This window comes from Amycolatopsis sp. NPDC054798 (assembly GCF_053611505.1).
In genome coordinates this window covers 9,921-31,272 of sequence record NZ_JBSHAM010000069.1, presented here as the reverse complement: position 1 = coordinate 31,272, position 21,352 = coordinate 9,921, and the positions used below count along the sequence as shown (strand labels likewise).

Sequence of the window (21,352 nt, the reverse complement as noted above, 5' to 3'; positions counted from 1 at the left end):
CGGCGATCGAGGACCGAAGCTGTCCGCGAAGCGTGGCAGAGTGACCGGCATGTACGGAACCTCCGAACGGCTGTTGCGCCTGCTCTCCCTGCTGCAGGCCCGCCGCGACTGGCCTGGCCCGGACCTCGCGGGCCGGCTGGGGGTCGACGTCCGGACGATTCGCCGCGACGTCGAACGGCTGCGGCAGCTGGGTTACCCGGTGCACGCGACGCCGGGAGTCGCGGGCGGGTACCGGCTGGGGTCCGGTGCGGCGCTGCCACCGCTGTTGCTGGACGACGACGAGGCCGTCGCGGTGGCGGTCGGCCTGCGTACGGCGGCGAACGGCACGGTGTCGGGCATCGAGGAGACGTCCGTGCGGGCGTTGGCGAAGCTCGAACAGGTGCTGCCCGCGCGGCTGCGGCATCGGGTGCGGGCGATGGACTCGGCGCTCGTCCGGATGCCGGGACGCGGGCCGACGATCGACGCGGAACTGCTCACCGTGGTGGCAGCGGCTTGCCGGGACAACGAACGGCTGCGGTTCACCTACGGCACCCAGGCGGGCGAGGTGGCGGAGCGCGACGTGGAGCCGTTGCGGCTCGTGCACACCGGCTGGCGGTGGTATCTCGTGGCGTGGGATCTCAGCCGCGACGATTGGCGTACCTTCCGGCTCGACCGGATCGACGGGGTCCCGACACCCAGTTTCCGTTTCACCCCAAGGGAACCGCCGGCCGAAGACCTCGCCGCGTATGTGTCGAGCCGGATCGCGACCGCGCCGTACCCGCATGTCGTGACGCTGCGGGTGGCGGCTCCGGCGGAGGTGCTGGCGGCTCGGGTTTCGCCGACTACCGCGGTGGTCGAGCCGATCGACGACGAGACCTGCCGGTTGCGCACCGGCGCGAAAACCTTCGATTACATTCCGTTCTACCTCGCGCAGTGGGAATTCGACTTCGTGGTCGAAGACGCGCCGCCGGAATTGCTGGATCGCCTCGAACGGATCGCGGACCGGTTCGCGCGGGCGGCTTCAGGCAGGAAGCCCGTCGGTGGCGACGGCGAGCAGATCCGCGGCGGCGGCTGACAACGCCTCGGGAAAACCGTTGCTGTCACGGTGTTCTTCGGCCATCCAGCGTTCGGTGGCCAGCCGCAGGACGGACAAGCCGAGATCGGTGGCCAGCCGCGCGGTTTCCGGTTCGATTCCGCGCTCGAGCAACGCGCTGGTGAGCGTTTCCGAAATCGTCACGAGCTTGATCAATTTCCGTTCGCGCAGCGGGGGATTGGCCGCGATCACCGCGGCCCGGCGCAGCAGGAATTCGCGCGGACGGAAAACGCGCGGCGCGGTGGCGAACGCGGCCAGCAGGGTCGGCAGGGCGGCGGTGCCGGGCGGGACGGAGCCGATCGCGGCGGCGAATTCGGCTTCCAGCTCCTGGCTGCCGCCGAACAACACCTCCCGTTTGTCCGCGAACCACCGGTAGAACGAACGCTCGGTGAGGTTCGCGCGCTGCGCGATCTGCGCGACCGTCGTGCGGTCGTAGCCCTGCTCCTCGAACAGCTCCAGGGCAGCCTGTTCGAGCCGGTTCCGGGTGTTGCCCTCCCATCGCGCCATGCGCCCAGTGTAGCGACAGCAGATGCTGTCATCACTCTGGTAGCGTCAGTGACGACAGCTTCTGTCATCACTCACGAGGAGAACCCAGATGCGCACCCTTCGTTTTCACGAGAACGGCGCTGCCGCCGAGGTACTGCGGGTCGAGGACGCGGAAACGCCGAACCCCGGACCGGGCCAGATCCGCGTCGCGGTCCAGGCGTGCGGCCTCAACCCGGCGGACTGGGCGTTGTGCGAGGGCTTGTTCGGCGGCGACCTGCCGCGCGGGATCGGGCTGGAGGTGTCCGGCACCGTCGATGCGCTCGGCGAAGGCGTTGCCGACGTCGAGATCGGCGACCCGGTTTTCGGTCCGGCACCGTTCACCGGCCCGACCGCGGGGGCGTCTGAGCAGGCACTTCTCGATACTTGGTTCCCTCGGCCGGACGGGCTTGACGCGGTCCGCGCCGCGGCATTGCCGATGGCCGTCGGAACGGCGTACGCGGCCCTTGACGCGCTCGGCTCTGACGGCACCTTGCTCGTGCACGGCGCGGGCACCACCACCGGGTTCGCCGCGGCTCAGATCGCACTCCTGCGCGGGGCGCGCGTGCTCGTCACAGCGGGCGAGACGCACGCCGAGGCGCTCCGCTCAGCCGGCGCGGAAGTCACCGGCTACCAGGACGGAATCGCCGAGCGCGTGACGACGCTGGCCGGAGGCCCGGTCGATCGCGTGCTCGACGCGGCGCCGTTCAGCGGCGCGGTGCCGGAACTCGTGCGCACGGTCAAGGAACCCGGGCACGTGCTGACGCTCGATCTCAGCTCGCCGGTGCCGGGGGTGCAGACCATCGTCAGTTCGGGCGCCCAGCCGCGCTACGACGTCCTCGGAGAGTTCGCGAAACTGGCCGGGGACGGCCGGTTCTCGATCCCGGTGTCCCGGATTTTCCCGCTGGACGACTGGAAGACCGCGCTCGAACTGAGCCGGTCGCGGCGGGCGCGGGGCAAACTGGTGCTGGCGATCTAGCCCGCGCCGAGCATGCGCAGGACCAGTTCGCCGTACTCCTTGCCGAGTTCGGCGGGCGTCTGCCGGGTCCGTTCGCTGTACCAGCGCGCGACGTCGACGCCCAGCGACAGCACCGCCCGGGCCGCGATCCCGACGTCGCTGACAGTGAACTCGCCGGACTCGACCCCCTCGGCGATCACCTCGCGCACGCGCTGCTCGATCTGCCGCCGGAGCTGGGCGACGACCTTGTATTCCTTCTCCGGCAACGCATTCAGCTCGTACTGCACGACCCGCGCGACGGTGTGGCGCCGCGCGTGCCAGGCGACGAAATCCTCGACCAGCAGCCGCATCCGCTCCACCGGTCCGGTGACGCGCCCGATCACGTCCTCGACGAGGGCGAGCGTCTGCTCATGGCCGTTGCGGCTGATCGCGAAAAGCAGCGCGGCTTTCGAAGGGAAGTGCACGTACAGCGCGGCCGGGCTCATCCCGGCAGCTCCGGCGATGTCTCGCGTGGTGGTGGCGTGGTAGCCGCGTTCGGCGAACGACTCCACCCCGGCGAGCATCAGCCGGCGCGCGGTCTCGGGCTGCACGTCGGGCCACAGGTCGGCCGAGAGCGTGGTCATCCGGCGATCCTCCTCTAGTCCCGCGCCGGCCGGCGAGTCCGCCCGTCGTCGGTCGATTGTAAGCGCTCGCTTTGTGGAGGAAGCCGGTGCTGCGTCCGCGATCGGGGACGGCATGCCGGTGAGCTTAGCCGGTCACGGCGGCAGCATCTGGAAAAAGCAGCCTCTTGGGGGTCGCCCGCCTGCCTGGGCAGGTCGGCTACCGCAGCTGAGGAGGCGGTGACCACACCAGCCGCGGATCCGTCTGCACGAAGCTGCCCAGCAGCTGGTCCACCCGCATCAGCACGTTCAAGTCGAGCCGGACGCCCGCTGCCTTCGCGTTCTCGGTCACCTGCTCCGGCGTGCTCGCTCCCATCACCGTCGCGGCCACCGTCTCGTTCTGCAGCGTCCAGGCGAGCGCGAGCTGAGCCATGGTCAAACCGGCGTCGTCCGCGACGCCGCGCAGCAGTTCCACCCGGTCCAGCAGTTCCGGGTACAGCAGCGGGCGGGCGTACGCCGGGCCGGTCGCGCGGGAGCCCGGCGGGACGACGCCGCTGCCGTACTTGCCTGTCAGGACGCCTTGGGCCAGCGGGACCGACGCGAACTGGCCGATGCCGAGCCGTTCGGACACCGGCATCACCTGCGCCTCCGCCACCCGCCACAGCATCGAGTAGTGCGGCTGGTTGGCGATCAGCGGCACGTCGTACCGCGTCGCCGCGTCCGCTGCCTGCATCAGCTGTTCCGCCGTCCACTCCGCGGTGCCGACGTAGCGCACTTTCCCTTGCCGCACAAGGTCGGACAGGGCCAGGAACGTTTCCGCGACGGGGGTCTTGTAGTCGAAGCGCAACAGCTGATAGACGTCCACGTAGTCGGTTCGCAGCCGTCGCAGCGAGCCTTCCAGCGACGCGATCACGTGCTTGCGGCTGAGACCCGAGTCGTTGGGACCGGGGCCTTCGGGCCAGAACACCCCGTTGCACAGGACCAGGTCTTCGCGGCGCGTGCCGGCGATCGCCGCGCCGAGGGAGGCTTCCGCCGCGCCGCCGTCCCAGGCCGCCGACGTGTGGAAGGTCGTGATGCCCGCGTCCAGGGCCGCGGCGACGCAGCCGGGCGCTTCGTGGGTGAGCCAGTTGCCGTAGGCGATCTCGCTCACGGCGAGACCGCTCGTGCCGAGCCTGCGGTACTCCACTTTCAGCCTCCCCGGACGGCCGTCTCGGCGATCCACGCGTCGACCGCGCGGGCCTTGCGGGCGAACGTTTCCCGCACCGATTCGTGCGGCAGGATCAGGAATTCTTCCTCGGCGAGCCCGCGCACGACCGCGTCGGCGACGTCCTCGGGTTCGAGCAGCGGCGCGGCGGCCGCGATAGCCAGTGCGGCCGGGTGGCCGGCGGCGAGGCCCGGTTCCAGCAGCGCCGTGCGGACGCCGAGCGGGCACAGCGCACTGACCCGCACTCCGCGAGGACGGTAGGTGATCGCCAGCCATTCGGCCAGCCCGACGGCCGCGTGTTTGGTGACCGAGTACGGCGCGTCGCCCGGTGTGCCGAGCAGGCCCGCGGCCGACGCGGTGAGCAAAAGGTAGCCCTCGCCCCTGGCGAGCATCGAGGGCAGCATCGCTTGCGCGGCGTGGACGTGCTGCATGACGTTGATCTCCCACGACCTCGTCCACTGCTCGTCCGCCGCGTGCACCCCGGTGCCGAACGCCGCGCCTGCGTTGGCGCAGAACAGATCCACCGGCCCGAACTCGGCTCGCGCACCCGCGACCAGCGCCTTCAAGTCCTTTTTGGACGTCGCGTCGGTCGCCGCCGCGACGGCCCGCCCGCCCGCGGCCCTGATCTCCTCCGCGACGCGCTCGGCCCCGGCCTCGTCGACGTCGGACACGACGACCCCGGCCGCGCCCTCGGCGGCGAACCGGCGGGCCATGGCCGCGCCGATCCCGCGTGCCGCGCCGGTGAGCACGACTACCCGTCCGGTCAGTTCCACCTGGTCTCCACTATTTTTCGCGGCATTGTCACCGGGGTGAGCAAAGTGTATTTCCGGACTGTGATCGACGTGATAAAAGACCTGGTCAGGAGCTTGTTGTGACGTTGTTCCACGGTTTTCGACATTAGCAGGCAGGTGGCCTCGATGGTACGCTCCGCGATAATTAACCGAGCCCGGTATTGCATTTTCCGCGGCCGGTGCGTTATTCCTAGGACCGGTTCCGCGGCGATCATCTCCCCGGAGACCGCCGATCCCGATCGCAGGAGGTCCGCCGATGGTCGAGCTCGTCCCGCCGTCGCACGTTCGACGGCTGCGGTGCCTTGGCGTCGGCGACCCCGACGTGGTGACAGCCGTCGCGCGCGGCGGGGGACTGGGGGTGCTGGACGGAACCGACCCGGTGCAGTTGCGGCTGGTCGCGGCGCGGGTCCGGGTGCCCTACGGCGTGCGCACGGACGGGCCGGTGCCTGCGGGCGCGGCCTTCGTGATCCGGACGAAAGGGCCGTGGGCGGGCGTGCTCGCCGAGGTCGCGGACGAGGAAACAGCTGCCGAAGCGGTCCGCGGCGGTGCGCTGGGGCTCGTCGCGCGCGAGGGTGAGCTGAGTGATTTCGTTTTGCTGCAACAGCTTCTGAACAGCTTCGACGTCCCGGTGTGGGGCCGCGCCGCGGGGCCGCGGACTGCGGTGGGCGCGCTCACCGGAGGCGCGGCGGGCGTAGTCCTGCCGTCCGCGACGGAGGAAGGCGTCCGCCGGATCATCGGGGCGGAGCTGCCCGCCGCGTCCCTGTCCGGCCGGTTGTGCCGGACGCTGGGCACCGCACTGCCGGTCGTCCAAGGCCCGATGACACGCGTCAGCGACCAGCCGGGGTTCGCGGCGGCGGTCGCGGACGCGGGCGGTTTCCCGTTCGTCGCGGTCGCCACCGCGAACGGTGCGCGCACCGCCGAGCTGCTGACCCGGACGGCCGAGCGGCTGGGCGAAAGGCCCTGGGGCGCGGGCATTCTCGGCTTCGTGCCCGACGATCTGCGCGCTGGGCAGCTCGCCGCGATCCGGGCGGCCCGTCCGCGGTGCGTGCTGATCGCGGGCGGGAAACCGGGGCAGGCCAAGGCTTTGGAAGCCGAGGGCATCGCGACCTTCCTGCACGTGCCCTCGCCGATTCTGCTCCGGCAGTACCTCGACGCCGGAGTGCGCCGGTTCGTCTTCGAGGGGGCCGAATGCGGCGGGCACATCGGGCCGCGGTCGAGTTTCGAGCTGTGGGAAGAGCAACTGGCCGTCCTCGAAGGGGAGAAGGACGTCGAGGTGCTGTTCGCGGGCGGGATCCACGACGCCCGCTCGGCCGCGATGGTCGCCGCGATGGCGGCACCGCTGGACGCGGCCGGCATTTTGATGGGCACCGCCTATCTCTTCACCGAAGAAGCGGTGAAGCACGGCGCGATCACTCGCCTGTTCCAGGAATGCGCCCTCGCCGCGGACACCACCGTCACCCTCGAAACCGCGCCGGGCCACCGCACGCGGTGCTTGCTCAGCCCGTACGCGACGGAGTTCGAACAACTCAAAGCGAGTCTGCACGACGTTCCCGCGCAGGAAGCCTGGCAGCGCCTCGAAGAGCTGAACACCGGACGTCTTCGCATCGCCAGCAAGGGGGTCCGCCGGGACGGCACGAGGCTGAGCGCGGAAGTCCAGCTCGCCGAAGGGATGTACCTCGCGGGGGAGGTCGCGGTGCTGCGCGACCGCCGGACGACCATCGCCGAGCTGCACGCGGAGGTCACGTCGGGCCGGACGTTCGCTCGCGAGACCGGACCGGCGGAAACGCGGAGCCGGGACATCGCTGTCGTCGGCATGGCGTGCACCTTCCCGGGCGCGCCCGACCTCGAGGCGTTCTGGTCGAACATCCTGCGCGGCGAGGATTCCGTCACCGAGGTGCCGCGCGAGCGCTGGGATCCGGATGTCTACTTCGGACAGTCGACGTCGAAATGGGGCGGCTTCCTCCCGCCGCTTCCGGTCGACCCGCTGGACTACGGCATCCCGCCGTCCGCGATGAGCAGCATCGACCCGGCGCAGCTCGTCTCGCTGGAGACCGCGCGCCGGGCGCTCGCGGACGCCGGGTACGCGCACCGGGAGTTCGACCGGGAACGCACGAGTGTCGTCTTCGGTGCGGAGGCCGGCGGCGACCTCGCCAACGCGGGCACGCTGCGCTCGCTGCTCGACGGCTACTTCGAACAGGTTCCGGCCGGGCTCCGGGAGCAGTTGCCCGAACCGACCGAGGACACCTTCCCCGGCACGCTCGCCAACGTCATCTCCGGCCGGATCGCCAACCGGCTCGACCTCGGCGGCGCGAACTACACCGTAGACGCCGCCTGCGGATCCTCGCTGGCCGCACTGGATCTCGCGGTGAAGGAGCTGCGTTCCGGGACCAGTTCGCTCGTCCTCTGCGGCGCGGTCGACCTGCACAACGGCATCCACGACTACCTGATGTTCACCGCCGCGGGCGCGCTCTCGCCGACCGGGCGGTGCCGTCCGTTCGACACTTCCGCCGACGGCATCGCACTCGGGGAAGGCGTCGCCTGCCTGGTGCTCAAGCGGCTCGACGACGCCCAGCGCGACGGCGACCGGATCTACGCCGTGGTCAAAGGCGTGGGCGCGGCCAGTGACGGCAAAGCGCTCGGCCTCACCGCGCCGCGCCCGGAAGGGCAGCGTCGCGCGCTGGACCGGGCTTACCGCGACGCCGGGGTATCTCCGGCGGACGTCGGGCTGGTGGAGGCGCACGGCACCGGCACGGTCGTCGGCGACGCGACCGAACTGCGCGCTTTGACAAGCTTTTTCACCGACGCGGGGGCCGGGCCCGGCTCGTGCGCGCTCGGCTCCGTCAAAAGCCAGATCGGCCACACGAAGTGCGCGGCCGGGCTCGCTGGGCTGCTCAAGGCAGCGCTCGCACTGTGGCACGAGGTCGTCCCGCCGACGCTGCACTTGGCCAAGCCCAACGCCGCCTGGGACGCGGCCGCCAGCCCGTTCACGTTCACCACCTCGGCCCGGCCGTGGGCGGACCCGGCACGGCTGGCTGGTGTGAGCGCGTTCGGCTTCGGCGGTACCAATTTCCACGCCGTGCTCGGCGCGGGCCCGGTCGCCCCGGACCGGCGGCACGGACTCCGCGACTGGCCCGACGGAGCCGAGGAGATCCTGGCCGGGATCACCCGGACTGCCGCCGATCCGGGCAAGATCGCGTTCCTTTTCCCCGGCCAGGGCAGCCAGCGGACCGGCATGCTCGCCGAGCTGTTCGTGTACTTCCCCGAACTGGCCGACGTCCTGCGGCTCGCTCCCGATGTCGCGGCGACGGCCTTCCCGCCGAACGCTTTCGACCCCGATTCCGTTCAGTCCCAAGAGGACGCGCTGACCGACACCCGCGTCGCGCAGCCCGCGCTGGGACTGGTCGAGACGGCGGTGGCCTGGTTGCTGGACCAAACCGGCGTCCGGCCGGACTTCCTCGCCGGGCACAGCTACGGCGAACTGGTCGCGCTGTCGGTCGCGGGCGCGTTCGACACCGAAACCCTGGTGCGGCTCAGCCGGGCACGGGCGGACGCCATCGCCGACGTCACCGCGCCGGGCACGATGGCCGCGGTCAAGGCGTCGCGGGACGTCCTCACCTCGACCCTGATTGGCCCGGATGTCGTGGTGGCCAACCACAACGCGCCCGAGCAGACTGTCCTTTCCGGACCGATACCCGCGGTGGAGCGCGCGATCCGGCGACTGCGCGAGACGGGTATCGCGGCGAAACGGATCCCCGTCGCGTGCGCGTTCCACAGCCCGCTGGTCGCCGGAGCGGGCGACGCTTTCGCTGAGGCGTTGGCGAAGGAGGCCATCGCGGAGCCTCGGCTGCCGGTGTGGTCGAACCGGACGGCGCGGCCGTACGAAGACGACGTCCGCGGCGAACTCGCGGCGCAGATCGGCGCGCCCGTGCGATTTCTCGACCAGATCGAAGCGATGTACGCGGCCGGTGCGCGGACGTTCGTCGAGGCCGGGCCCGGCCGGGTGCTTTCCCGGCTGGTGGGGGAAATCCTCGGCGACCGCCCGCACACCGTCGTCGCGTGCGGTCCCGATTTCAAAGCTTTCCTGACCGCGTTGTCCCGCCTCGCGCAAGCGGGCGTCGCCGTTCGCGCCGAGCGGCTGACCCGGCCGTCGCGCCCCGGACCGTCCGCTACCGCCTGGGCGGTCGACGGCCGGTCCGTCCGCGCGCCCGGTTCCGAAGTTCCCGCCCTTCCCCCGGCCCGACGGATACGGAGCACCGCGATGACCGAACCCGCCCCCAGCCGCGACCAGGCGGTCGTCGATTTCCTGCGCACTGCCCGGGAATTGGTCGCCGCTCAGCGGGACGTGATGCTCGGCTACCTCGGCGCCGCGTCCGTCCCAGCGCTGGTGCCCGCCGTGGCACCAGCGGTGCTCGAAGCACCGGCGGCCGAACCGGAACCGGCGGCGACAGCGGAGCCCGAGGAGTCCGCTCCCGCCGACGTGCTGGCAACGGTGATCGGCGTGATCAGCGAACGCACCGGCTACCCGGAGGAGATGATCGACGGCGGTCTCGACCTCGAGGCCGACCTGTCGATCGACTCGATCAAACGGACCGAGATCGCCGGAACCCTCCTGGGCAGGCTGGGATTGCCCGCCGACGACCGCACCGACCAGCTCAGCCGCGACCGGACCGCGCACGCCCTCGCCGCACACCTGGAGAGCTGGTTGTCGCCCGCTCCGGCGGCCGCAGCGCCGCAGCGGTACCGGCTCGCCAGAGTGCCGGTCCCGCTCGACCCGGATCCCGCGCGGTTGCGCGGAAAGTCCGTGGCGGTGGTGGGTGGCGACGAGGCCGTACGGGACGCTTTCGCTTGCGCGGGAGCGAAAATCGTCGCCGGAGACGCCGACGTCACGGTGCTGCTGGCCGAAGGCGTTACGGCACCGGAGCTGTTCGGACAACTCAAGGCGTTGAGCGGAACCGTCCTGATCGCGGCCACACCGGGTGCGGCTGGACTTCGCGGCCTGGTCCGCGCGGCCGCGCTGGAGCGCGACGGAGCGACGCGGCTCGTGGAGGTCGCTCAGGACGTCGCGAAGGTGCTGGTCGACGAGGCCTGCAGCGACGGCCCGTCCGTCGTCTCGCACGACCACGACGGTCGCTTCACCATCGAGCCGCAGCCTCAGGACCTCGGGTCGATCGCCTACTCCGGTGCCGGTCCGGGCGGCGGCGAACTCGCAGCGCTGAACCTCTCCCCGGAGTCCGTGGTCCTGCTCGTCGGCGGGGCGCGCGGGATCACCGCCCGCGCGGCGGTCGCGTTCGCCGCGTCCGGCTGCCGCGTGGAACTCGCCGGACGCACTCCGTGGCCCGGCGAAGCGGACGACCTGCCCGCCGAACCCGCCGCGATGCGTGCCGTGCTCGCCGGACGCGGCGGTTCGGTGGCCGAGATCGAACACCGGGTGCGGACTTTGCTGGCACAGCGCGAGATCAGCCGCACGCTCGACGAGATCCGCGCCGCTGGCGGCGATCCGGCGTACCAGCCGCTCGACGTGCGCGATGCGAACGCCGTGCACCAGCTGGTCAAAGACCTGCTGGCGCGGCACGGACGGATCGACGGCGTCGTTTTCGCCGCAGGCGTCATCGACGACAAGCTTATGAAGGACAAGGACGAGCAGTCGTTCCGCACCGTCTTCGGCACCAAAGTGGACGGTGCCAGTGCGTTGCTTTCCGCGCTGACGGAATTCGGGGCAGAGCCCGGGTTCGTCACCTTCTTCGGCAGCATCGCCGCAGTGCTCGGCAACCGCGGGCAAACCGACTACGCCGCCGCGAACGACGCGCTGGAAGCGTTGAGCACGAGCTGGCCCGGCCGGGCCGTGACTGTCCACTGGGGACCGTGGGCTCCCGGCGGCGACCACGGCGGGATGGTGTCGCCGGAACTGGCCCGCGAGTACGAACGCCGGGGTGTCGAACTGCTCGACGCCGACGAGAGCGTCGCGGCCCTGCTGCGCGAACTCGCCTACGGAACTGATCGCGCTGTGCTCTATACGGCGTCGCTGTGGTGAGGCAAGAACCGGTCGCGCTCGTCGGGATGGGCGTGTTCCTCCCCGGTTCGTCCACTGTGGACCAGTACTGGCGGAATCTCGTGGCGGGCGCGGACGCGGTCACCGAGATCCCGCCGGAGCGCCGCGACCCGGCGTTTCACGGCCGCGACGGCACCGAGCCGGACCGGACTCATGGGCGGCGCGGCGGATTCGCCCCGGACACCCTCGAGTTCGACCCGGTCGCCCACGGCGTGCCGCCGGCTTCCCTGGACGGCATCGAGCCGGACCAGCTGACGGCGCTGGCGGTCGCGGTGGCCGCGGTCGAGGACGCCGGCGGTCTCGACCGGCTCGGCGACCCCGAACGGATCGGCGTCGTGCTCGGCCGCGGCGGCTACCTTTCCCCCGGGTTGCGGGGTTTCGACCAGCACGTCCGCACGATCCGGCAGATCACCCGCACGGTCGGCGAGCTGATCCCGGAAGCCGGGCCGGACGTCCTCGACCGGCTGCGCACGGCGGTGCGCGAAACCCTGGGCGAGTTCCGGCCGGAGACCGCCGCCGGGCTGGTGCCCAACCTCGCCGCGGCCCGCGTGGCCAACCGGCTCGACCTCGGCGGCCCGGCCTACACCGTCGACGCCGCGTGCGCGTCGTCGCTGGTCGCGGTCGACCAGGCGATCGGGGAACTGGCCCGGCACCGCTGCGACGCCGTCCTCGCCGGTGGAACGCACCAAACGCACGACGACACCCTCTGGTCGCTGTTCACCCAGCTCGGCGCGCTTTCGCCGAGCCAGCGGATCAGCCCGCTCTCGCGCGCCGCCGACGGCATGCTGATCGGCGAGGGCACCGCGATCGTCGTGCTCAAACGGCTGGCCGACGCCCGCCGCGACGGCGACCGCGTATACGCCGTGCTCCGGGGCAGCGGCACGTCGAGCGACGGGCGGGGCGCGAGCCTGCTCAGCCCGTCCGTCGCCGGACAGACCCTGGCGCTGCGCCGGGCCTGGGACGGGTTCGACCCGGCGGAAATCGGCCTGCTGGAGGCGCACGGCACGGCCACGCCCGCCGGGGACGCTGCCGAGCTGACGACCGTCGCCGAGGTGTTCGGCCGGACCGCCGGGCCGCGGGCGGTGATCGGCTCGGTCAAATCGATGATCGGGCACACTCTGCCGACAGCCGGGGTCGCCGGGCTGGTCAAGGTGGCCCTCGCACTGCACCACGAGGTGCTCCCGCCGACGCTGCACTGCACCGACCCGAACCCGTTGCTCGACAAGACGCGGTTCCGTGTGCTGGCTGAGGCCGAGCCGTGGGGCGCTCTGCCACGTGTGGCCGCGGTCAGCGCGTTCGGGTTCGGCGGAGTGAACGCGCACGTCGTGGTCGAGGCCGGGGACGCTGCGCCGAAACGCAGGGTGCGCGTCGACGAGCCGGAACGCGTGCTGCGGTTGGCTGCGGATTCCCCGGCGGAGCTGCTGGAACGGCTCGACCGGCCGGGGGAGTCCGGGCACGGACGGTGCCGGATCGGGATCGCCAGCCCGGACGAACGCAAGCTGGCCGCCGCCCGCAAGGTAATCGCCAAAGTCGCGGCGACCGGCCAGGCGTGGCACAGCGGCGACATCTGGTGCACCGCCGATCCGTTGCTGCCCTCGGGGAAAATCGCGTTCCTGTACCCGGGCCTGGAAGCGGACGCCGAGCCGCGCCTGGCCGACGTCGCCCGGCACTTCCGCCTCGGCTGCCCGCGATGGTCGACAGCGAGCGTGCCCGCCCGGGCGGCGAGCGTGTCGGCCGCCGGGCTCCTTTTCGACGAAGCGGTGCGGCGGCTGGCGATCCGTCCGGACGCGCTCGCCGGGCACAGCGTAGGCGAGTGGACCGCCATGCAGGCCGCCGGAATGTACCGGCCCGAGCCGGACCTTCTCGACCGGTACTGGCCCGAAGGGTTCGAACTGCCCGACGCGGACTACCTGGTGCTGGGCAGCCCGGCCGAGTCGGTGGCCGGACTGCTCCCCGGCGACCTCGTGATTTCCCACGAGAACGCCGCGCGGCAGACGATCGTGTGCGGCCCGCCCGACGCGGTGGCAGCGTTCGCGAAGACCTGTCGCAGCAACGGGATCGTCGCCAGGACGTTGCCGTTCCGATCGGGATTCCACACCCCGTTGATGCGGCCGCGCCTGGCTCCGTTCGCCCGGCTCGTCGCGGAGCTGGAGCTGCGGGAACCCTCGGCGCCGGTGTGGTCGGCCACCACCGCTCGGCCTTACCCCGCCGAGCCGGACGCGATCCGCGAGCTGTACTTGGACCATCTCGTGCGCCCGGTCCGCTTCCGCGAACTGACCGAAGCCTTGCACAGCAACGGGTTCCGGGTCTTCGTTCAGGTCGGTGCCGGTCAGCTGGGCTCGTTCGTCTCCGATACGCTCGGCGACCGGCGGCATCTGGTCGTCGCCGCCGGGTCCACCGCGCGTTCCGGGCTCGCCCAGCTTCGCCGCGTCGCGACAGCGATATGGGTCGAAGGCGGCGACCCCGACTTCGCCGCTGCGGAGCCGAAGCGGATCCGGCTCAACACCGGAAGTCCCTTGCTGTCGCTGGGAAATCGGGCCCACGGTCTGGTCGAGGACCGGAGCCTGCCGAAGCTTCCCTCAGGGGTGCCCGATGCGGTCGCCTCGGAGTTCGCCGCATTGCTCGACCAGACTCGCCAGACCGCGGCGGACGTCGTCGCGGCCGCTGCGCAGCGCCGGGTTGAGTCCATTGTGGATGTTTCGCTGGCTGCGATGCCGTACCTGCGCGACCACCGCTTCTTCCGGCAACGCGACGGCTGGCCGGACGAGACGGACTTCCGGCCGGTGGTGCCCGCCACGACGCTGGTGGACCTCGCCTGCCGGGCGGTCGAACGGACCTGGCCGGGCACGACGGCGGTCACGGTCCGCGACGCGGTGTTCTCGCGGTGGCTGATCGCCTCACCGGCCCAGCAGGTGCCGTTGTCGCTCAGCCGCCAGGGCGATCACGTGACTGTCGAGATTGGACCGTACGCGTTGTTGACTGTCGAGCTGGGGACCTTCGCGCCTTCTCCCGCGCGCACCGGAATCCCCGCACCCGAGACCCCGCCGCCGTTGAGCGCGGCCGAGATCTACGCGCGGCGCGAGATGTTCCACGGCCCGGCGTACCAGGGCTTGGCCCGGTTGACCGGTCTCGGCGAGCAGCACATCCGAGGGGAGCTGGTGGTGCCGTCGGCGCCCGGCGGGCTGCTCGACAACGTGGGCCAGCTCCTCGGCTGCTGGCTGATGGCGACCCGGTCCGACGATTTGCTCGCTTTCCCGCGGTCGATCGGCCGGATCACCTGGCACGAGGCGGAACCCGCGGTCGGTACCCGGGTCGAGTGCCTGGTCCGGACGCGGCTGCCCCGGCCGGATGTCCTGGAGATGGACGCCGAACTGGTGCGCGACGGCCGGGTGCTCGCGACTGTCGAAGGCTGGCGCGACGTCCGGTTCCCGTGCGACCGCGCGGCCCATCGCGTTTATGCCTTCCCGGACCGGCACCTGCTTTCGGAGCGCCTGACCGACGGGCGGGTCTGCGTCACCGACCGCTGGCCGACCGTCGCCGCGCGCGAAATCTACGCCGGGGTTTATCTCGCGGCGGAGGAGCGGGCGGAGTTCGCTGCGGTGCCGCCGCGTCGGCAGCGTGGCTGGCTGTTGGCTCGGATCGCGGCGAAAGACGCTGTTCGCGCGGAGCTGGCCGAGCCGGTGTACCCGGCTGAGATCCGGGTGCACGACGACGGCCGGGTGTCCGGGCGTGGCCGCAATCTGCCGGACCTCGCCGTCGCCGTCGAGCTGGACGGCGACACCGCTATCGCACAACTCAGGAGCACGACATGACCATCGACCACGCCTCAGCCGTCTTCGACGTCGTCGCGGAATTGCTCGGCGAACTCGTCGGCGACGCCGAAGTGCTCGGCATCGAGATCACCCCCGAGACGACGTTCCACGAGGACTTGCAGCTGGAGAGCATCGACCTGGTGACCTTCGCGAGCATCCTCGCCGAGCATTTCGGCGCGGACGTCAACCTCGCCGAGTACCTGGCGGAGAAGGATCTCGACGACGTCATCGGATTGACCGTCGGCGACATCGCCCGGTTCGTGGGGGAGCGCACGTGCCCACGATGACCGTGAACGGGCTGCGCACCAACGTGCAGCTCGTGCCCGCCGGCGGCACCGAGACCGTGGTGTTCCTGCACGGCATGGGCACCGACAGCCTCGCGAGCTTCTACCTGACGCTGGCGCCCCCGGTCGCGGCCGCTGGCATCGACGTGATCAGCTACGACCTGCGCGGCCACGGCAAGACCGAGCGACCGGTCCGGGGCTACACCCTGGCCGACTTCGTCGCCGACCTCGACGACCTGCTGCGCCAGCTCGGCATCGACCGGCCGGTGCATCTCGTGGGCAACAGCTTCGGCGGCACGCTCGCCTACAGCTACGCGGCCGCCAATCCGGAGCGGGTCCGCAGCATCGTGTGCATCGAATCGGAACCGGCGACCGAAGTGTGGGCCGGGAAAATGAGCGAAATCCTCGCGCACACCGTGCGTTTCCTGCAGACGGAGGAGAGCTTCGCCTGGATCGAGGCGAACTTCAGCGCGCACCACCGGCGGCTGGCGCGGCTGGCGGCCGAGCGGATCATGTCGACGAAGATGGCCGAGGAGGTGCCGCTCGGGCCGCTGCTCACCTGGGAGCAGGTCGCGGCGATCGGCTGTCCGGTGCTGTCCGTACTGGGAAGCCACGGATACCAGGCCGACGACCTCGAAGCGCTGACCTCGCTGCTGCCGCGCGGCGAGCTGCACGTGTTCGAGGGGCAGGGGCATTCCGTGCTGGTGGAGCAGCACCGCGAGGTGCGCAAACTGGTGCTGGAGTGGATCGGGCGGCATTCGGGATGAGGTTCCTGCTGGTGGTCCCGCCGCTGGCCGGGCACATCGCGCCGTTGCGCGGGGTGGCCGAGGCTCTTTCCTCGCGCGGCCACGAGGTGGCTTGGTGCGGACCCGCGCCGGAAGTGTCCATTGTGGTCACCGGGAAGGTGTTCCGGGCCGGGGACTCGCGGCCGTTTTCGGTGGCGCTCCGGCCGCCGGAGCTGCGCGGATTCGCGGCGTTGAAATACCTCTGGGAGTCCTATCTGGTCCCGCTCGCCGACGCGATGACGCCGGGAGTGCAGCGAGCCGTCGAGGACTTCCGCCCCGATGTCGTCGTGGCCGATCAGCAGGCGCTGGCGGGCGCGCTGGTCGCCGCGCGGTGCGGGCTGCCGTGGGCGACGTCGGCTTCGACGTCCGCCGAACTGGCCGATCCCCTCGCGTCGATGCCGAGGATCGCGTCCTGGGTGGCGGGACTTCAAACGCGACTGTGCGCGCGCCACGGAGTCCTGCACACGGACCTGCGATTCTCTCCGCACCTGGTGGTGGCGTTCACCACCCGCGCACTGGCCGGGCAGGCGAGAGTCGCGGCACCAGTCTGCTACGTCGGACCGGTTCTTCCCGCCGTGCCAAGCGGATTCGACAGGTCCTTTGTGGACTCACGGCCGCTGGTGGTCGTGACTCTCGGGACCTCCAACGCGTCGGCGGGGGAGCGGTTCCTTTCGGAGAGTGTCGCCGCGCTGTCCGGGATGCCGCACGTCCGGGGGCTGGTCGTCGATCCGGCCGGCCGCCTGGTCAGCGAGAACGTCGTGCTGGCCCGGCGGATCCCTCAGGTCGAGGTGTTCGCGCGGGCGTCTGCGGTGGTCTGCCACGGCGGGCACAACACAGTCTGCGAGGCGCTGGCGGCCGGGCTTCCGCTGGTGGTCGCCCCGATCCGCGACGACCAGTCGATCCTGGCCCAGCAAGTGGTCGCCGCCCAGGCCGGGGTCCGGCTGCGCTTCGACCGCGCCGAAGCCCCGGAGATCCGCGAGGCGATCGCGGCGGCTCCGGGATATCGCGCGGGAGCGGCCCGCATCCGCGACTCATTCGCCGCGGCCGGCGGTGCGACGGAGGCCGCGTCCCGCTTGGAGGCATTGGTCTAGGCCGGGCTTTGCCCATTCCTTGCCTGGCTACTCGCGATTGCGGAACGTACGAGCGGCCAGCGCACTGCCCGCCGCCGCGGCCACCGCCGCGATCGCCAGCGCCGCCGCGACCGACCAGCCGACCGGGCGGGCGAGGGCCAGCGCCCGGGTCGCGTCGATCGCGTACGTCAGCGGGTTGACCGACGACACCGCGCGGACCCACTCCGGCATCGAGTCCAGCGGCATGTACGCGCTCGAAGAGAACATCAGCGGGAACATCACCACGAACGACGCGGCCTGGAGCGTCTCGGCCTTGCGCAGCCACGTCGTGATCGCGACGAACACCCAGCTCAGGCACCAGCCCACGACCAGCGTCAGCACCAACGCCAGGCTGAGCCCGAGCACCCCGCCCGCCGGGCGGAAGCCGAGGAACAGCACGCTCGCGGCCACCGTCACGACCAGTTGCACGCAGAGCCGTGCGGAATCGGCGAGGGTGCGGGCCATCAGCACCGAGAACAACGAGATCGGCAGGCAGCGCAGCCGTCCGGTGAAACCGCTGTAGATCTCCGCGAGCAGGCCCGCGCCTGAGCTCATCGCGGTCGTCATCGAGATGTTGACCAGGGTGGCGGGCACCAGGAAATTGACGTATCCCTGGTACGCCGCGACGCTCGGCAGCGCCCCGACGCCGCTGAACACTTGGCTGAACAGCAGGAGCAGGACGACCGGTTGGAGCAGGCCGAAGAACACTAGCCGCCAGTCGCCGAACGCGGTGCGCAGGGAGCGGGCGGCGAGCACGCGGACTTGGGTCCAGAAGGTGGCTTCGGGCCAAGCGGCTGGGTCGGTTAGTGGGGTGGTGGCTGGACGGGGGCGGGATTGGGTCATGGGCTGGTCGCCGTTCGGTGCGGGGGAAGGCGAGCGTCGTCCGGCATAGGCGCGGTCGGCTGGGGCGATCCGGGGAATGTGGCGTGTGGGGAGCGTGCGGCGGTTGCCGGATGGTGGCGGGGCGGGGCCATGGGCGGTCGTCGTTCGGTGCGGGGAGAGGTAGGAGTTGTCGGGGTGGCACGGGCCAGGTTTCGCGAGGGAAGCTCGGCGGGTTGCGGCAACTCGAAGAATCCCGCTCGCGAGCTGCTAGCGGCGGCGGCCGGATGGAGGCGGCATAGCGTCACGTGCTGGCCGCCGTTCGGTGCAGGGACAGGTAAACATCGTCGAGCGTCGGCTCAGTCACCGTCAGGTCCCGCAGCGGAGCCTCGGCCGCGTCGAGCGCGCGCACCAGCACTGTGATGTCGCCGGGGCCGCGCAGCGGGACGGTCAGCGTCAGTCCGGCGCGGGCCGCTGCGAGGCCGAGGCGGGATACCGCGTCCGCGGCGCGCCGCAAGGTGAGTTCGCTGCCGAGCGTCAGCGTCGCCGTGCGACTGCCGAGCCTCGCTTTGAGCTGGGCGGGGGTGCCGGAAACCGTGATGTGGCCGAGGCCGAGGACGACGACGTGGTCGGCCAGCCGGTCGGCCTCTTCGAGGTATTGGGTGGTCAGCACGACGGTGGTGCCGCGCGCGGCGAGTTCTTCGACGACGGTCCACAGGCTCGATCGGCTGACCGGGTCGAGGCCGGTGGTCGGCTCGTCGAGGAACAGCACTTCCGGCGCGCCGACCAGCCCCGCGGCCAGGTCCAGCCGGCGCCGCATCCCGCCGGAGTACGTGCCGGCCCGCCGGTCCGCCGCGTCTTCGAGCCCGAACGACGCGATCAGCTCCGCGGCGCGCGCCCGGGCCTGCACCGGCCGAGCGCCCAGCAGCCGGGCGATCAGCACCAGATTCCCGCGTCCGGACAGGGCGTCGTCGACCGCGGCGAACTGTCCGGTCACCCCGATCCGCCGCCGGATCGCGCGACCGCGCCGCACAACGTCGTGACCGCAGACCCGGGCGGTGCCTGCGCTCGGCCGGACGCGCGTGCTGAGAATGTCGATCAGGGTGGTTTTCCCCGCACCGTTGTGCCCGAGAATCGCGAGCACAGTCCCGGGGGCGACGGTGAGACTGACCCCCGCGAGCGCGGTGACTTCGCCGTATTTCTTCACCAGGTCCGTCACGGCGATGACCGGCGGGCGCATAGCCACTCCTTCCCTTTCCCGGAAAGGTAACGAGCCGCGGCCGGGGAAAGCAAGAATTCCGCCGGTCGCTGTCCCCGGCGTGACAGTTCTCCGTGCGCCGGATAGCACGCGCGTGACAAATCCTGATCCAGGTGCTCTTTTTCCTTCCCGGCGCACCGTCCGGAGTGACAAAGAAATCTCCGGCAGTTGTTCGGGCGGGAATCGCGGAGGTATTTTCCGCACACATTCATCCCGATTCCCCGAGGTGACGAACCGTGAAGTTTTCCTGGAAGTCCAGAAAACCGGCCGGTGTGCTGGCCGCCGTTACCGTCGCGGGCGTCGCGGCGACGCTCGCGGTGGCCGGGGCTGGGCCGACGCAGGCGGCACCGGCCAGCTTGACGCTGAACTACAACTGCCCGTTCCCGCTCATCGGCGACCAGGTGCTCGCGGTGAAGATCGACACCAATCTGCCGGACAACGCCGTCGCGGGTTCGGCGTCGACCCCGATCGCCTTCAACGTGGACGTCACCGTGCCGGAGACGGCGACCGAAGGCCTCGCCCTGGTCGGCGCGACCACGCTGGACGGTTCGGCCAAAGCGGCGGCCCAGCTCAAATATCCCGTCGACAAGACGCTGAACCTGGGCCTGCCGCTGACGATCCCGTCGACGCCGGTGCCGCCGTCGGGCGCGTTCCACGTCAAGACCAGCGGCCAGGCCCCGGCGGTGACGTTCCCCAGCGCGGGCACCGCGTCGGTGACCGTCGGGAACTTCAGCACGACGATGACGCCGCGCACCGCGTCCGGCCAGCCGACCGACCTCGGCACGTTCACCTCGGACTGCGTCGTGGTCCCCGGTCAGAACCAGCTGCTGGGCACGTTCGACATCAAGCCGGGCGGCGGCACCAGCACGACGCCGACCACCCCGACGACACCCACCACCCCCACAAGTCCGACCTCGCCCACGACACCGACCTCGCCGACCTCGTCGACTGAGCCGACGCAGCCCACCTCTCCGACCTCTCCGACGGAGCCGACGTCCCCGACGCAACCCACTTCGCCGACGCAACCGACCCAACCCACGTCATCGACCCAGCCAACTTCGCCGACCGAGCCGACTTCCACCGAACCAACACAGCCGACCTCGCCGACTTCCACCGAGCCGACGCCGACACAGCCGACTTCGCCGACCGAGCCGACCTCCTCGACGCAACCCACCTCACCCACGGAACCCACGTCGTCGACCCAGCCGACGCAACCGACCCAGCCCACGTCCCCCACACAACCGACCCAGCCGACTCAACCCACCTCGCCGACCCAGTCCACGGCACCGACGTCCCCGTCCACCCAGCCGACCACCACCCCGCCGGGCACCACCGAACTCGCGTACTCCGTCCGCGGCAAGACGACGATCAAGCAGCTGCACGCCGCCCTGCCGCTCGGCCCCGGACGCCTGGAAGCGAAGTTCGACGCCGCGGCAGGCAGGTTCGACGCCCGGTTCGCCCTGCCCACATCGGACGTCTACTTCCGGTTGTTCGGCTTCCTCCCGGCGTCCGCGACCGTCAAGCTCGGCCAGGACGGCGCGATCGGCGGCACGTTCTCCGGCGGCACCGTCAAGGCGAACGCGAAGGTGGACGTCCAGCTCGCCAAGGTGCGGCTGTTCGGCTTCCCGATCATGACGTCGCATTCCTGCCGCACGGTGAAGCCCGCCGAAGTGCCGCTCGTCTCGGCACCCGGATTCGACCCGGCCAACGGCGGCAAGCTGACCGCGACCTACACCCTCCCGGCGTTCACTGGCTGCGGTTTCCTGACCGGCCTGATCACGGATCTCGCCTCCGGTCCGGGCAACAGGCTGGACGTGACGCTCACCCGGAAGTGAATTCGGGTCGCGAAAACGCCGACCCGCGTGACAAGAATGCGGAAAGCCCTGTGCCGCAACGAGAATCGCCAGTAGCTTCGGAAAGGTCGTCTTCGATGAGGAAGTCCGAATGTCTGCGCTGACCCGGTTCTCGCTCTCGCTGGTGCTGGTCGCGGTTTTGGGGGGGGGCGCCCGCACCCCCCCCCCCCCAAAAACCCCCCCCCCCCCCCCCCCCCCCCCGCAATTTCCCGGGGGGGTTTTAGTAGGCGGCGGCCC

Annotated in this window: 14 protein-coding genes; 8 read left to right on the top strand and 6 right to left on the bottom strand. The window is 71.1% G+C overall.

Annotated elements, in window-relative coordinates; genetic code table 11:
* The first annotated feature begins 49 nt into the window (after positions 1-49).
* A complete protein-coding gene (locus ACWGIC_RS32730) occupies positions 50-1,054 on the top strand; it encodes a helix-turn-helix transcriptional regulator (RefSeq protein ID WP_452079765.1) in 1,005 nt (334 codons plus the stop codon).
* On the opposite strand, the gene ACWGIC_RS32725 is transcribed toward ACWGIC_RS32730, so the two are convergent.
* On the bottom strand, positions 1,001-1,579 hold the full coding sequence (locus ACWGIC_RS32725; protein WP_452079764.1) for a TetR/AcrR family transcriptional regulator: 579 nt from the start codon (positions 1,577-1,579) through the stop codon (positions 1,001-1,003). The genes ACWGIC_RS32730 and ACWGIC_RS32725 overlap by 54 nt on opposite strands.
* Before the next feature lie 88 nt (positions 1,580-1,667).
* Between ACWGIC_RS32725 and ACWGIC_RS32720 the strand changes: the two genes are divergently transcribed.
* A complete protein-coding gene (locus tag ACWGIC_RS32720; RefSeq protein ID WP_452079763.1) occupies positions 1,668-2,573 on the top strand; it encodes an NADP-dependent oxidoreductase in 906 nt (301 codons plus the stop codon).
* Here the strand turns inward: ACWGIC_RS32720 and ACWGIC_RS32715 are convergent.
* The 3 genes from ACWGIC_RS32715 to ACWGIC_RS32705 form a co-directional block, all read right to left on the bottom strand.
* Positions 2,570-3,175 (bottom strand): TetR/AcrR family transcriptional regulator, encoded by a 606-nt coding sequence (locus ACWGIC_RS32715; RefSeq protein WP_452079762.1) that lies wholly within the window; start codon positions 3,173-3,175, stop codon positions 2,570-2,572. The two genes, ACWGIC_RS32720 and ACWGIC_RS32715, sit on opposite strands and share 4 nt — an antisense overlap.
* A 196-nt stretch (positions 3,176-3,371) precedes the next feature.
* The gene (locus ACWGIC_RS32710; protein WP_452079761.1) at positions 3,372-4,337 is read right to left on the bottom strand and encodes an aldo/keto reductase; all 966 of its coding nucleotides are present in this window, start codon (positions 4,335-4,337) and stop codon (positions 3,372-3,374) included.
* Positions 4,338-4,339: 2 nt separating this feature from the next.
* Positions 4,340-5,128 (bottom strand): SDR family oxidoreductase, encoded by a 789-nt coding sequence (locus tag ACWGIC_RS32705; protein ID WP_452079760.1) that lies wholly within the window; start codon positions 5,126-5,128, stop codon positions 4,340-4,342.
* 274 nt (positions 5,129-5,402) lie between these two features.
* On the opposite strand from ACWGIC_RS32705, the gene ACWGIC_RS32700 reads away from it, so the two are divergent.
* From ACWGIC_RS32700 to ACWGIC_RS32680, 5 genes are read left to right on the top strand one after another with little or no spacing between them, the layout of a single operon-like run.
* The gene (locus ACWGIC_RS32700) at positions 5,403-11,177 is read left to right on the top strand and encodes an SDR family NAD(P)-dependent oxidoreductase (protein WP_452079759.1); all 5,775 of its coding nucleotides are present in this window, start codon (positions 5,403-5,405) and stop codon (positions 11,175-11,177) included.
* Positions 11,171-15,007, top strand: a complete 3,837-nt coding sequence (locus ACWGIC_RS32695; RefSeq protein ID WP_452079758.1) for a beta-ketoacyl synthase N-terminal-like domain-containing protein — start codon at positions 11,171-11,173, stop codon at positions 15,005-15,007. The genes ACWGIC_RS32700 and ACWGIC_RS32695 overlap by 7 nt, the downstream gene beginning before the upstream one ends.
* Entirely contained in the window at positions 15,004-15,294 is a 291-nt protein-coding gene (locus tag ACWGIC_RS32690; RefSeq protein ID WP_452079757.1) for an acyl carrier protein, read from the top strand. The genes ACWGIC_RS32695 and ACWGIC_RS32690 overlap by 4 nt, the downstream gene beginning before the upstream one ends.
* Positions 15,282-16,058 carry an alpha/beta fold hydrolase gene (locus ACWGIC_RS32685; protein WP_452079756.1) on the top strand — a complete coding sequence of 259 codons (777 nt, stop codon included), beginning with the start codon at positions 15,282-15,284 and terminating at the stop codon, positions 16,056-16,058. Before ACWGIC_RS32690 ends, ACWGIC_RS32685 begins: the two co-directional genes overlap by 13 nt.
* Complete coding sequence (locus ACWGIC_RS32680) at positions 16,055-17,167, top strand: glycosyltransferase (protein WP_452079755.1); 1,113 nt, start codon at positions 16,055-16,057, stop codon at positions 17,165-17,167. Before ACWGIC_RS32685 ends, ACWGIC_RS32680 begins: the two co-directional genes overlap by 4 nt.
* 27 nt (positions 17,168-17,194) lie before the next feature.
* Here ACWGIC_RS32680 and ACWGIC_RS32675 read toward each other — a convergent pair whose 3' ends face one another.
* Complete coding sequence (locus ACWGIC_RS32675) at positions 17,195-18,028, bottom strand: ABC transporter permease (protein WP_452079754.1); 834 nt, start codon at positions 18,026-18,028, stop codon at positions 17,195-17,197.
* 280 nt (positions 18,029-18,308) lie between these two features.
* A complete protein-coding gene (locus ACWGIC_RS32670; RefSeq protein ID WP_452079753.1) occupies positions 18,309-19,244 on the bottom strand; it encodes an ATP-binding cassette domain-containing protein in 936 nt (311 codons plus the stop codon).
* Positions 19,245-19,498: 254 nt separating this feature from the next.
* On the opposite strand from ACWGIC_RS32670, the gene ACWGIC_RS32665 reads away from it, so the two are divergent.
* A complete protein-coding gene (locus ACWGIC_RS32665; RefSeq protein WP_452079752.1) occupies positions 19,499-21,097 on the top strand; it encodes a DUF6801 domain-containing protein in 1,599 nt (532 codons plus the stop codon).
* The last annotated feature ends 255 nt before the right edge of the window (positions 21,098-21,352 follow it).